The sequence below is a fragment of the Shewanella surugensis genome (assembly GCF_023284005.1).
GTDB classification, from domain to species: domain Bacteria; phylum Pseudomonadota; class Gammaproteobacteria; order Enterobacterales; family Shewanellaceae; genus Shewanella; species Shewanella surugensis.
Genome location: NZ_JAKIKS010000019.1, coordinates 1 through 12892, shown reverse-complemented (window position 1 = coordinate 12892; position 12892 = coordinate 1). Strand labels below are relative to the sequence as shown.

11 protein-coding genes and 1 pseudogene are annotated in these 12892 nt (G+C 40.1%); 6 read left to right on the top strand and 6 right to left on the bottom strand.

What is annotated here, in order from left to right; all coding sequences use genetic code 11:
- Positions 1-8: 8 nt before the first annotated feature.
- Positions 9-1568, top strand: coding sequence for a SulP family inorganic anion transporter (locus L2764_RS06755; RefSeq protein WP_248939465.1), 1560 nt, complete (start codon positions 9-11; stop codon positions 1566-1568).
- Between the two features lie 106 nt (positions 1569-1674).
- Here the strand turns inward: L2764_RS06755 and L2764_RS06750 are convergent.
- Positions 1675-2598 (bottom strand): annotated as a pseudogene (locus L2764_RS06750) (bifunctional methionine sulfoxide reductase B/A protein).
- 309 nt (positions 2599-2907) lie between these two features.
- Here L2764_RS06750 and L2764_RS06745 point away from each other — a divergent pair.
- Together L2764_RS06745 and ylqF are read left to right on the top strand one after the other, a co-directional pair.
- Positions 2908-3747 (top strand): isopenicillin N synthase family dioxygenase, encoded by an 840-nt coding sequence (locus L2764_RS06745; protein WP_248939464.1) that lies wholly within the window; start codon positions 2908-2910, stop codon positions 3745-3747.
- Positions 3748-3852: 105 nt separating this feature from the next.
- Entirely contained in the window at positions 3853-4791 is a 939-nt protein-coding gene (ylqF, locus tag L2764_RS06740) for a ribosome biogenesis GTPase YlqF (RefSeq protein ID WP_248939463.1), read from the top strand.
- A gap of 116 nt (positions 4792-4907) precedes the next feature.
- On the opposite strand, the gene L2764_RS06735 is transcribed toward ylqF, so the two are convergent.
- Positions 4908-5393 (bottom strand): low molecular weight protein-tyrosine-phosphatase, encoded by a 486-nt coding sequence (locus L2764_RS06735; protein WP_248939462.1) that lies wholly within the window; start codon positions 5391-5393, stop codon positions 4908-4910.
- Complete coding sequence (locus L2764_RS06730; RefSeq protein WP_248939461.1) at positions 5362-6249, bottom strand: DNA ligase; 888 nt, start codon at positions 6247-6249, stop codon at positions 5362-5364. The genes L2764_RS06735 and L2764_RS06730 overlap by 32 nt, the downstream gene beginning before the upstream one ends.
- 250 nt (positions 6250-6499) lie before the next feature.
- On the opposite strand from L2764_RS06730, the gene L2764_RS06725 reads away from it, so the two are divergent.
- Positions 6500-6871 (top strand): diacylglycerol kinase, encoded by a 372-nt coding sequence (locus L2764_RS06725; RefSeq protein WP_248939523.1) that lies wholly within the window; start codon positions 6500-6502, stop codon positions 6869-6871.
- Positions 6872-6958: 87 nt separating this feature from the next.
- Here the strand turns inward: L2764_RS06725 and L2764_RS06720 are convergent, their stop codons facing one another.
- Positions 6959-8551: a M28 family metallopeptidase gene (locus L2764_RS06720; RefSeq protein WP_376708386.1), complete on the bottom strand. Its 1593-nt coding sequence runs from the start codon at positions 8549-8551 to the stop codon at positions 6959-6961.
- Between the two features lie 346 nt (positions 8552-8897).
- Here L2764_RS06720 and glpD point away from each other — a divergent pair, with 346 nt between their 5' ends.
- Positions 8898-10439 (top strand): glycerol-3-phosphate dehydrogenase, encoded by a 1542-nt coding sequence (glpD, locus tag L2764_RS06715; protein WP_248939460.1) that lies wholly within the window; start codon positions 8898-8900, stop codon positions 10437-10439.
- 220 nt (positions 10440-10659) lie between these two features.
- Here the strand turns inward: glpD and L2764_RS06710 are convergent, their stop codons facing one another.
- Complete coding sequence (locus L2764_RS06710; RefSeq protein WP_248939459.1) at positions 10660-11283, bottom strand: YceI family protein; 624 nt, start codon at positions 11281-11283, stop codon at positions 10660-10662.
- 432 nt (positions 11284-11715) lie between these two features.
- Here L2764_RS06710 and L2764_RS06705 point away from each other — a divergent pair, with 432 nt between their 5' ends.
- Complete coding sequence (locus L2764_RS06705; RefSeq protein ID WP_248939458.1) at positions 11716-12357, top strand: DUF1353 domain-containing protein; 642 nt, start codon at positions 11716-11718, stop codon at positions 12355-12357.
- A 70-nt stretch (positions 12358-12427) separates the two neighbouring features.
- Here the strand turns inward: L2764_RS06705 and L2764_RS06700 are convergent, their stop codons facing one another.
- On the bottom strand, positions 12428-12733 hold the full coding sequence (locus L2764_RS06700; protein WP_248939457.1) for a hypothetical protein: 306 nt from the start codon (positions 12731-12733) through the stop codon (positions 12428-12430).
- Between the last annotated feature and the right edge of the window lie 159 nt (positions 12734-12892).

Sequence of the window (12892 nt, the reverse complement as noted above, 5' to 3'; positions counted from 1 at the left end):
GAGGTTAAATGTTCGAACTCATTCGTCACAAAACGACCAGCCATAAAGCAGATATCCTTTCAGGTTTAACAGTTGCATTAGCCCTGGTGCCTGAAGCTGTCGCTTTTGCATTTGTCGCTGGCGTAGAGCCTATAGTCGGTTTATATGCTGCTTTCATCATGGGGCTGATAACAGCGATTATCGGCGGACGGCCGGGTATGATCTCCGGAGCCACTGGCGCTATGGCCGTTGTCATGGTTGCATTGGTTGCAGAGCATGGTATTCAATATTTATTTGCAGCGGTCGTATTAGCAGGCTTAATACAAGTTTCAGCCGGACTATTAAAATTAGGCAAGTTCATTCGTATTGTTCCCTACCCTGTCATGATGGGTTTCGTTAATGGCTTAGCCATTGTCATTTTTCTTGCTCAATTAGGCCAATTTAAAACCCTCGATGCTAATGGTGTACTCAGCTGGCTGCCACAAAATCAGTTAATTATCATGCTAGCACTCGTCGCGCTGACCATGTTGATCATTCAATTTCTCCCTAAATTAACCACGGCGATCCCGTCGTCATTGGCGGCGATATTAACGGTCACGTTAATCGTGGTATTGATGGATCTAGACACACGCAACGTCCTCGATTTTTTACGTTCAATGAGCGGAGACATCAATGCAACTATTGCCGGTAATCTGCCAACATTTTCAATTCCCTCAGTCCCCTTTAATATAGAAACCTTATCCATTATTTTGCCTTACTCTTGCATCCTAGCGGCTGTAGGCTTAATTGAGTCATTGTTAACATTGACCGTTATTGATGAAATGACAGGCACACGTGGACAAGGCAATAAAGAATGTGTTGGACAAGGTGTCGCGAATATTACCAATGGCTTTTTCGGTGCCATGGGCGGTTGTGCCATGATTGGCCAGTCTATGATTAATATCAACTCAGGCGGCCGCGGCCGTTTATCTGGGATCTCGGCAGCCATTGCACTATTAACGTTTATTTTATTTGGTTCAGACTTTATTGAAATGATCCCACTCGCCGCGCTTGTAGGTGTCATGTTCATGGTGGTACTGGGTACCTTTGAATGGGCCAGTTTTAAAGTCATGCGTAAAGTGCCTAAACACGATGCATTCGTCATCATTCTGGTCACTGTGGTCACCGTTTTTACCGATTTAGCCGTTGCAGTCTTCGTCGGGGTAATTGTCTCTGCATTGGTTTTTGCTTGGGAACATGCCAAACATATCAACATCAAAGTACGAGAAGATCAAAATGGTTGGAAAGTGTACCAATTAGAGGGTCCGTTATTTTTTGGCTCTGCGGCAGAATTCTTAGAATTATTTGACGCACAGTCTGATCCTGAAGATGTCATTGTTGATTTTCAATATTCTCGTGTTTGCGATCACTCCGCGCTAGATGCCATTGATACATTAGCAGAGCGGTATGGTAATGCCGGTAAACGCCTTCACTTACGCCATTTAAGCAATGATTGTAAAAAATTATTGCAAAAAGCAGGTGATTTGGTTGAAGTGAATTCCATTGAAGATCCTTTTTATAAAGTAGCTGTGGATAAAGTTGCCCCTTAACGGTTCACTTGCCGATAAATAAAAAAGCGAGTCACATTGACTCGCTTTTTTATTTAAGGCTGGCATTGAATACTCACTCGCAGCGAGGTTGGCTAGCATCAATCCTTTATTTCAATTTATTGGCAAACGCACTTTTCACTTTATCCAATTTAGGCTTTATCACCAGAGTACAATAAGGCTCTTCACCATGAAGTGAGAAATAATCTTTATGATAGTCTTCAGCAGGAAAAAAATCCGTGACCTCTTCAACTTGAGTCACAATAGGATCTGGCCATACTGCTTGTTCTGTTAATCCCTCAATAACAGCAAGGGTTGAGCGCTTTTGCTTGTCTGTATGAGTAAAAACCACTGAACGATATTGTGTACCAACATCATTACCTTGACGATTTAACGTCGTTGGATTATGGCTGTGGAAAAAAATACTTAACAATTCACCAAAACTGATGATATGAGCATCGAAAGTGATCTGTAACACCTCCGCGTGCCCTGTATCACCCGAGCAAACTTGATTATAATTGGCATCATCAGCTGCCCCGCCACAATAGCCAGATTGCACCGCCAATACCCCATTAATGGAAGAAAAAATGGCTTCCACACACCAGAAACAGCCTGCTCCAAAAGTCACAACCTCGGATGTCATCGTCTCTTTTGCCATGATTGTATTTTCATTCACTTAATCAGTACCTTTAAATATCATTGATATTGAATTCACGCAATGGCGGATATTATTATTTGTTAACCTTTCGCCTTCAAAAACATGCCCCAAATGCCCACCACACTGATTGCATAAAATTTCAGTTAGTTGGCCATCCACATCTGGGATACGCTTTATCGCCCCCTCAATTTCACCATCAAAAGCTGGCCAGCCACAATGCGCATTAAATTTATCTTCTGAGCGGTATAAAGGATCTCCACATTTTTTACAGCAATAAATGCCAGACGCATCATGCAAGTAATATTCTCCACTAAAAGGCGCTTCAGTCCCTTTTAGTTCAATCACTTTTTGTTCCATATCGGTTAATTGCTTCACCCTTTCTTACTCCCAATAAACCTTTCATTACATTAAAGCACACAGCGAATGCTCAATTTAATTCGATCCAACAACAGACCTTTGACATCAATATAATCTTTCATCTTTATTCAAAAATAATAAAAGATCTCCTGTGAATTAACAAGCTCATCCACTCGCAAGTACTACCCATTGAATAAGAAACGACGTAAAATGGCGAAGACCTTGCTTGAAGAAAGGTTAATAGTAAAATTAACCTTTCAATATTGCGCCTCTGACACTGCAAGTATAAACTAACATGCGTATTACCATAAAATAAGAACACGGCATATGAAACTAGAAACGATAGACTACCGTGCGCCCGATAGCGCTGAGCAATTTGTAAAATCTTTAAGAGAAACAGGATTTGGTGTACTTTCTAACCATCCTATTAGCCAAGAACTGGTCGAAACCATTTATCAAGAGTGGCAAGCATTTTTTAATAGTGATGAAAAAAACGACTATTTATTTAAACCCGAAACCCAAGATGGTTTTTTCCCAGCCAGTACTTCTGAAACAGCTAAAGGACACACAGTCAAAGATATCAAAGAATACTTTCATGTCTACCCAACTGGACGGATCCCTGACGCCTTAAGAAAAAATATTACCACCTATTATGATCATGCAAATTCGTTAGCCGCTGAATTGTTAACATGGGTTGAAAAATACTCACCCGCATCAGTGTCTGATAAATATTCTATCCCACTGGCAGATATGATTGATAATAGTGAAAAAACACTACTCAGAATTTTACATTATCCCCCGATGTCAGGCAATGAAGAAGTGGGTGCCATACGCGCCGCAGCACATGAAGACATCAATTTATTAACGGTATTACCAGCAGCCAATGAACCCGGGTTACAAGTACAAACCAAAGACGGAAATTGGTTAGATGTCCCCAGCGATTTTGGTAACATCATTATTAATATTGGCGATATGCTACAAGAGGCATCGGACGGCTATTTTCCTTCGACCAGCCATCGTGTCATTAACCCTAAAGGCAGTGACATGAGTAAATCTCGGATCTCTCTGCCCCTTTTCTTACACCCAAATCCAGATGTGATTCTTTCAGAAAAATATACTGCCGATGAATATTTAAACGAACGCTTACGAGAATTAGGCGTTATTTAAACGTTTATTGTAATAAAAAGCGCCTGAGGGCGCTTTTTATTTGGGTCATTCACTTTAACAAGGTAAAATCTACACATCAGTTTATAACAAGCAGAGCAACTCAAAATGGCCATTCAGTGGTATCCAGGACATATGCACAAAGCACGCAAAGAAATCGAAGAGGTCATGCCTCAAATCGATTTAGTCATTGAAGTGCTTGACGCTCGCATTCCTTATAGCAGTGAAAACCCCATGGTACAGACCCTTCGTGGTGATCGTCCCTGTATCAAGTTACTCAATAAATCCGATTTAGCCGATCCAGAGACCACCCAACTGTGGATTGAATATCTTGAGCAAGAACAAGGCGTAAAAGCCATGGCTATCACCACATTACAAGCTTCACAGGTTAAAAAAATCCCCGATCTTTGTCGAAAATTTGTCCCTAGCCGCAATAAAATTGAAAAAGATATCCGTACTATGATTATGGGGATCCCTAATGTGGGTAAATCCACCATTATCAATACCCTTGCAGGCCGGACGATCGCCAAAACAGGGAATGAACCCGCAGTCACTAAAACGCAGCAACGTATTAACCTACGTAATGGTATCGTTTTATCCGATACACCGGGTATTCTATGGCCTAAAGTTGACAATGAATCCAGTAGCTATCGTCTCGCTATCACTGGCGCGATTAAAGATACCGCCATAGAATATGAAGATGTGGCTATGTTTGCAGCTGAATACTTTTTAAAGGCTTATCCTAATGCCATTAGTGAGCGTTATAAATTAAAGAGCCTTCCTGATACTGAAATTGAATTACTCGAAGCCATTGGCCGTAAACGCGGCGCACTGAGACCTGGCGGCCGTATAGATTTACATAAAGTCTCTGAGTTACTTTTACATGAATATCGCTCGGGTAAAATTGGATTACTGTCTCTTGAAACTCCCGCAATGGCGGAAATAGAAAAAGCAGAAGTCGCTAGAGTTCAAGCGCAAAAAGCAGAAAAAGAAGCGTTAATACGTGAGCAAGAAAGACTTAAACGTTCGGGTATACGCCATGACTAATATAACATGCTTTATATAAAATAATTTACTTAACATTATGCCCAATAAAAAGTGAGAGCCTGTCGTCTTCATTTTCTTTTACTTAATTGGGCATACTTATCGGTCCTATTTCATGCTTACTCAGATAATAAAAATTGTATCCACTGTTCTGCACTTTCCTCGAGTAAATTAATCACCCCTTCAAAACCATCACCTTGACCATAATAGGGATCCGGCACATTTTTATCATCTAAGGATGAAAAAGCCATCATCAATTTTAATTTATCTTGATATCGTTGAGGACATGTCGTTCTTAAATCGGCCAAATTATTTTCATCCGCCGCTAATATCAAATCAAATTGTTCAAAATCTTGCTCAATGATCTGCCTCGCGATCATATTATCAAAAACATATCCTCTTTTATTTCCCGCTATCACCGAGCGATGATCGGGTAAAGACCCCTGGTGATAAGCTAACGTACCCGCAGAATCAATAAACACCTTAATCCCAGATGCAGCCATTTTAACTTTAAAAATCGCTTCAGCGGTCGGTGAGCGGCAAATATTTCCCATACAGACTAATAGTATTGATTTAATCATCATTTTTCCTTTCGGTAATGTCATTAACCCCATCTTGAGACTGACTTTCTGAACTCACGCTCAAAAAGCTAGCAAATCTAGGGATCCCTTTATGCGTCACTCCCCGATATTGATAAATAACCTGAGTGCCCATTTTAGGCGGATTTTGTCTTTGTGCATCGCTAAAGCCTGTGCCTAACTTAAATGGCTTGCCATTGGGCATTGTCACTAATAATGCGCCCATCATACCGCTAAACTTCCCTTTACCTGCTTGATAGCCCACAACCTTGGCTTTCGCTTCATCAATAGGTTTGAGTTTAATGATCTTATTGCTTCTACCTATTTGATACAGCGCAGTTTTTTCATGTAACATGAGCCCTTCTCCACCCAACTCAATAGTCTTAATGAATAACGTATCAAGTTCTTTTTGAGATTTTAGCGTGTATTGAGGGATCACTTCTAAGAACGCTGACAGCCCCTTTAATTGCGCTTGCATAACGTGATAACGTAAGTTAAAACGCTGTGTTGATGCTGGTAAATCAAACACCATAAAGCGGACCGATCGCCACAATTGTGGATCAGGGTTAGTTTGCTTAATCAGGCTGAGCATCTTATGAAAACGATTTCTGCCAAGCCAAAGCTCACCATCTAAAGGATAAGCGGGGAAATCTCGACTAAACCATACTGGCACCGAAATCATGTTCCCTGAACGAGTATAAAGCGCCGAGCCATCCCAATAACCTCTCACCCCATCCAACTTTTCACTAATTAAATAATCAGATACATTAATGTCTTCAGGCATATCTGTTGCTAATTGAATTGGCGGTCGCCAAAGTAATACTTCAGCTTGAAGGACACCAAAGCACAACAATGTCATCAACAAAAATAATGTTCTGTGCATTCTATTTTCTCTTTCAAGGCTCCAATAAACAAGGATAGTACGGTCATCAATATTATTCTTTCATCTTTTATGAGTGATCTACCCATAAACCACACGTTCTCACATTTTATTAAGCTCGCTCTTAAATTGGCGTTGATGAGCCTTTTAGGTTTATACTCTGGCCGCTTCAACCGTCAAACCAGCAGTTGAAGCCATGAATTTATCATTTGTACTGAATATTCGTATTATCAATATTTTTATCAAGGTCGTTATGAAACCAGAAAATAATCACGGTATAAAACGTATCATTAGAGCAACCAACTTTTCATTTAAAGGATTACAAGCGGCTTGGAAACACGAAGCAGCCTTTAGACAAGAATGTGTACTCGCTATCATTCTTATCCCCATCGCACTGTTAATTGATGCCACTCTCGTTGAGCGGCTCTTGCTCATCATGACCGTCTTTATCGTACTCATCACGGAGTTACTCAATTCTGCGGTTGAAGCCGTGGTTGACAGGATCAGTCGTGAGCATCATCACTTAAGCGGCCAAGCAAAAGATATTGCCTCTGCAGCTGTCTTTATGAGTTTACTTTTATGTGGGATCACTTGGGTAATGATTTTAGCTTCAAGGTTCGTTTAATAACAGATCCAAGTCAAACAGGCAGAAATGAAGTCTCTGCCTGTTTTAGCCATAAGCTAATATTAATAAATCAGGATCAATCAAATACTAGCGACCATCTTCAGCGCGGCGTTTTTTGAAATCAGAATGCTCTATCCAACGCGGCCAATCATTATTATTAGCCAGTTTTGCTAAAATACTGCCGATAAGCCCTAAATCTTGTTTTACCCCCCCTAAAGTCCAACTTTGCGAAAAATCATCCGTATCTTTGTGGTATTTGTGGGCAATATAATCTGGATCCGTATCACCTAGACTCATAAATAATAATCCAGGTACCCCTTGTTGTGCTAAAGCAAAATGATCCGAACGATATAAGAGGCCATTTTCAGGACGAGGATCGCCCTTAACTGTTCGCCCTTGTGATTTAGCAGCAAGGGCTAAATCGGTTTCTAATGTCGATACACCGTCACCATATCGTAAAATATAACTCACTTCATCATTCACATTCATCCCGTCAATATTCAAAAAAGCCACGATATTTTTCGTGGCTATGGGAGGATTGAGTGAAAAATGTTGTGCGCCGATTAATCCTGTTTCTTCAGCGGTGAAGGAAGCAAATAAGATAGAACGCTGAAAGGGTTTGATAAGCGATAGTTTTTTAAATATCCTTGCTAGTTCAAGCACCCCCGCCACACCGCTCGCATTATCAACCGCGCCATTGTAAATGTGTTTTTTGCCTTTTTCGTCAATAACAGTCCCTAAATGATCCCAATGAGCCTGTAACACCACCATTTCTTTAGCGTGCTCGCTCCCAGGAAGTAGAGCAAGTACATTATAGGATGTTTCTTTTTCGATATGGGTTTTCAAGGTTAAACTTACCGTCGAATTTAGACCTAACGCTTTAAAACCTTTCTTTGCCGCCTCTACTTTCTGTTTGTTATAATCCAATCCTGCTTCAGCAAAAATCTGCTCTGCGGCCTCTTTTTGTAACCAGCCTAAAACCCCCAATTTATCCTGATTGTTATTTTCATCAACTAAGGTAAATTTACTGCCAGTATTAGAATTTTTTACCACGCCCCACCCATAAGCGGCGGGCGCGGTTTCATGTACGATAAGTGCTGCAGCAGCGCCTTGACGAGCAGCTTCTTCATATTTATAGGTCCAACGCCCGTAATATGTCATGGCGTTACCTTTAAACAACTGAGGATCTTGAGTCGCAAAGCCTGGATCATTGACTAAAACGATCACCGTCTTACCTTTCACATCAATGCCCTCATAATCATTCCAACCATATTCAGGCGCATTAATACCATAGCCCACAAACACCAATTCACTCTTTGATAGCTTAATGAGTGCATCCATCCGCTCTGTCCGAGCCGTAAAATCCACTCCATTTTTAAAACGAAGATCCCCAACATTTAAAGACATCTTCGACTCTGGGGTCATCTTTGCTAGCGGGACACCCTGCAAGTAGCTATCGCCAAATCCCGGTTTCAGCCCCATTTCTTTAAAGGCATTAACGAGATAGGACAGCGTTAACGTCTCCCCCGCTGATAAAGGTCCCCTGCCACCAAATTGATCGCTTGCTAATACGCTAACATCATGTCGGTATTGCGTTAAATTGACTTGCTCTTCTATCTTCAGCTCCGATGCCGATGCCAATCCCGTACCTGATATTAAATTAATGATATTCAACATCATAAAATAAAATATTCTATTCACTTACTCACCACCACATACAAATAATCAACGATTAATCCACGATAACATAAAACTCACACCACAATTACACCCAATTGAGTGACATCTTGATTAACGGTTTCAAAAGACTTATTTAAAATCAAAGACTTCATATTCACACACTCCACAACTCACTTTAAATCTTCGAAAAAGTTCGAAGTAGATTGAAAAAAAATCCGAAACAATATAAATTGAACATCAATTAGTTCGAAAACGAACATTCCGAGTTATACTGATGATAAGTAATGATTCAAAATATCGTTATTGTGAACCAGCACTGAGCATATAAAACACAAAGGGGTGATAAATGACTAAGAAACAAGAGACAGTAGACTTATTTGTCGTGGGTGGCGGGATCAACGGCGTAGGCATTGCAGCCGATGCTGCTGGACGTGGCTTATCTGTCTTCTTATGTGAGCAAAATGATTTAGCACAAGCCACTTCTTCGGCAAGTAGCAAACTCATCCACGGTGGATTACGCTATCTGGAACACTATGAGTTTCGCTTGGTACGTGAAGCACTTGCAGAGAGAGAAGTTATGCTAAAAAAAGCACCACATATTGTTTCTCCAATGCGCTTTCGTTTGCCTCATCAACCTCATTTACGCCCCGCATGGATGATCCGTGCAGGGCTATTTTTATATGATATTTTAGGTAAAAGAGAAACCCTTGCCGCATCTAAAAATATTAAATTTGACACCAGCAGTCCGCTAAAAAAAGACCTCAAGCGTGGGTTTGAATACTCCGATTGTTATGTCGATGATGCAAGGCTTGTCGTACTCAATGCCATTGCGGCCCGTAATAAAGGCGCAACCGTCGTCACCCAAACCCGTTGTATTAGCGCAAAACGAAAAGACGGTTTCTGGGAGATTCATATCGAAAATACATTAACCCATGAAGTTCAATGTATTTATGCAAAAGGGTTGGTTAATGCAGCAGGCCCATGGGTCGCCTCCTTTATTGAAGATGGTCTAAAACTTAAAGCGGCTCATGGTATACGCCTCATCAAGGGCAGTCATATTATTGTGCCTAAAATTCATGATGAAAAACAGGCTTATATTTTACAAAACGAAGATCAGCGTATTGTGTTTGTGATCCCCTACAATGATGATTTTTCACTCATTGGTACAACCGATGTTGAATACCAAGGCGATCCTGCGGCGGTGGCTATTTCCAGCGAAGAGAAAGATTACCTTATCAGTATTGTTAATCAACACTTTAGTAAACAAATCAGTATTGCAGATATTGTCTCCAGTTACTCTGGCGTTAGACCTTTATGTGATGATGAATCCGATAAAGCATCCACGATAACCCGAGATTATACTGTCGAAATTGAAGATAATAATGGCCATTGTCCCTTACTGTCTGTTTTTGGCGGTAAAATCACGACTTACCGAAAATTAGCTGAATCAGCCATGACAAAATTAACCCCTTATTATGATCATATCGGCACAGCATGGACCGTCGACGCCCCTTTGCCTGGCACAGAAGACATCCATGACACGGTTAACTTTAAAGCTATTTTTGAAAAGAAATTACTCAATGATTTCCCTTGGTTACCGCGATCAATAGCCACTCGTTTTAGCCGCAGCTACGGCTCGCTTTGTTTAGATTTCTTAGCTGAAGCGACGGAATTAACTGAACTCGGCGAGCACTTTGGAGCCGGCCTATATGCCGCTGAAGTGGATTATTTAATGACAAAGGAATGGGGCGTTCATGTCGATGATATCCTCTGGAGACGCACAAAATTAGGCCTTTACCTTAATGATGTGCAGCAACAAAGAGTGGCTGATTACCTGGCAAAAAAGTCACTCAACGCTGCGCCTGACAGTCTGTTGAAGTATGGCTAAAAAGTAATGCACCTAACATGAAGCAAAACCACTTATTAGATAAAAATGAGCTAGAGACAGATCTCTAGCTCATATCGTTTCGATTAGAGAAAGTATTTAGGTTAACACTTCACACCGTATTAAAAGGCTAAAAGTCGTTGGTTATAATGTTGAACGGAGTGAAAACAACCAACTGTTTTTTCAGTTTAAATTGACTGTCTAGCTATCAATATTCAAAAATTCATTTCAGAAACTCTGCATATATTTCTAAATCGACCTCATCACCAACAATAGGGATATAGCTATCCATGCCAAAGTCAGACCGTCTGATTTGACCCACAGCACTAAAACCAATCGTGTATTTCCCTGTCAGCCAGTTATTCGCACCACCGTGAAAAGTCGCTTTAAACGTCATGGGTTTGGTGACTCCCCTAAATGTTAGATCACCCGAAAAGTTAAAACGGCCATCTGATATTGCTGTAACAGTGTGGCTAGTAAATGAGGCTTGTGCGAAACGCTCGCTATTAAACCAAGTTGAGTTTTGTAACGTTTCAGCTAAATCTGCATTATTTATATCAATAGAGCGAATATCCACTACGGCTTTTAGTGACGCAGCCGCCATATTATTGGGATCAAAGTTGAGTGCTGCATCAAATTGATTAAAGCGCCCTACATAAGTTGATAACCCTAAGTGTTGGATTTTAAATATTAATGCAGCGTGTTGACTGTCAAGCTGATATTCACCAGCTTGTAGCTCTACAAGCTCAGTCTTAACATTGGGCGCTAGCCAGCTAACACAACTTGATAGCGATAATGTCACTAAAATGGCCAACAGCGTTTGTTTAACCCTTCGTGTTCTATTCATGGAAGCCATAATCATTTAACCATTGATCCGTGTTGTCGATGATAATGCTGAATAGTATAACGAAGTAAAAAAGAAAGGGATCGAGAATGACTTTAAGTAACGTTAGTGGCCACACCATATCCAGCCAACGGTGATAAGCCTAAGAGTACCCGCGATCTATTGGTTATCACCCATGCCTCATCAGCCCCGCGTTGCGAGAGTCATTACCGCGCTTGATTGAGAAAGGATTCGTGCATCATAAGAAAGTCATCATACTGGCGGAAAACGATGCGCCCTTGCCAAGGGATACTTATATTCTTGTAAAGAAGCCTAAGAACCGAGTAAAAAGCCTAAACTAAAGTTAAAGAGCAGGATAAAGAAACGATTGAATACAAAGTGGGACAGACTGCCCCGGTTGGGAATATCAATTATTGAAAATAGAAGGATCTATTGATGAAAAAACATTTCTTCATATTTGTAGTGATTCTGTTTTTATTTGGATGTGTATCTCAACATTACGAAGAAACTGCAACAGGTAAATTATCTGGAAAATTAAAGGTTGAATGGATTAGTCCTGATGAGTTTCAGTTTCTTCCAGATAAAGATGATCCACTGACTTTTGAACGTTCAAATGGTCAATTTATTCAACCTGCAGAGATGCAAACAGATGGCGGTTCTGTTCCAAGAGTATTTTGGGTGTTTAAAAGTTTTTCGCCTTGGGGATATGCACCTGCCTTTATCATTCATTATTGGCTGTTTCATATGAAATATTGCAATATATCTGGTAATGAAAAATATGATGTTTTGGTTGCTGGACAAATTATGTCTGAGATAATGAAGACCATGATGAGTAAATACCCAGAAATTGAAGAAAATAAGTTTGTGCTTTATTCAATGAATCAGGCCGTGACGTCAGATACAGCTAAAGACCTATGGGATAATGGAAAGTGTCCGTCTAAAGAAACTCAAAATAAAATCCGTGCACGTGCTCTTGCGCTTTATGGTGATACTGATTTTGAGGGGAATATTAAATCAGAGGATAAAGCGAAGCAGGACGATAATTCACTAAAAATGGTATTTACGATTGAATTTTAGTGGGGCAGACTGCCCCACCTGACACTGGTATACCAGATAAATGCTAGGTAAGACATTACGGTGAATATGTTTAAATACTCGACTTGATTTCTTTTTTTAATATGTCCAACTGTTTACTATCCAGCCGATCAACTTTTTCTTGCAGAAAGATCTTATCTTCTTGACTGGGTAAAGCAATACGAACCATTTCTAGATAAGTTAATAGCTTTTCATTTGAATTGGTTATTGCTGCATCATAGAAAAAAGCGACAATTAACTCATTATCTAATGGCTGTAAACATTGAGTTCGTAAAGTTGTAACAACATAATAAGTAGCTGTTTTTTTTATCATTATCGGATAAACGATTAAACCACTTATTTTTCGTTTTAAAATCATTGATATTATATTTAGAACAAACTTTAGACTCTTTTCCGTATTTTGCTAGGCGTTGTTGATCAAATCATATAAGGTTTGATCATCCCCATTTTTGCTAAAAATCTAAATATTGGTGTTTCTCTCAGGCATACCTAGTCTAATGACTTTGTTGATTACTTT

What these genes read in the sequence shown, in the direction of transcription:
- L2764_RS06755 (WP_248939465.1), top strand. Translation starts at nt 9, where the DNA reads ATGTTCGAACTCATTCGTCACAAAACGACCAGCCATAAAGCAGATATC.
- L2764_RS06745 (WP_248939464.1), top strand. Translation starts at nt 2,908, where the DNA reads ATGAAACTAGAAACGATAGACTACCGTGCGCCCGATAGCGCTGAGCAA.
- ylqF (WP_248939463.1), top strand. Translation starts at nt 3,853, where the DNA reads ATGGCCATTCAGTGGTATCCAGGACATATGCACAAAGCACGCAAAGAA.
- L2764_RS06735 (WP_248939462.1), bottom strand. Translation starts at nt 5,393, where the DNA reads ATGACATTACCGAAAGGAAAAATGATGATTAAATCAATACTATTAGTC.
- L2764_RS06730 (WP_248939461.1), bottom strand. Translation starts at nt 6,249, where the DNA reads ATGCACAGAACATTATTTTTGTTGATGACATTGTTGTGCTTTGGTGTC.
- L2764_RS06725 (WP_248939523.1), top strand. Translation starts at nt 6,500, where the DNA reads ATGAAACCAGAAAATAATCACGGTATAAAACGTATCATTAGAGCAACC.
- L2764_RS06720 (WP_376708386.1), bottom strand. Translation starts at nt 8,551, where the DNA reads ATGATGTTGAATATCATTAATTTAATATCAGGTACGGGATTGGCATCG.
- glpD (WP_248939460.1), top strand. Translation starts at nt 8,898, where the DNA reads ATGACTAAGAAACAAGAGACAGTAGACTTATTTGTCGTGGGTGGCGGG.
- L2764_RS06710 (WP_248939459.1), bottom strand. Translation starts at nt 11,283, where the DNA reads ATGAATAGAACACGAAGGGTTAAACAAACGCTGTTGGCCATTTTAGTG.
- L2764_RS06705 (WP_248939458.1), top strand. Translation starts at nt 11,716, where the DNA reads ATGAAAAAACATTTCTTCATATTTGTAGTGATTCTGTTTTTATTTGGA.
- L2764_RS06700 (WP_248939457.1), bottom strand. Translation starts at nt 12,733, where the DNA reads ATGATTTTAAAACGAAAAATAAGTGGTTTAATCGTTTATCCGATAATG.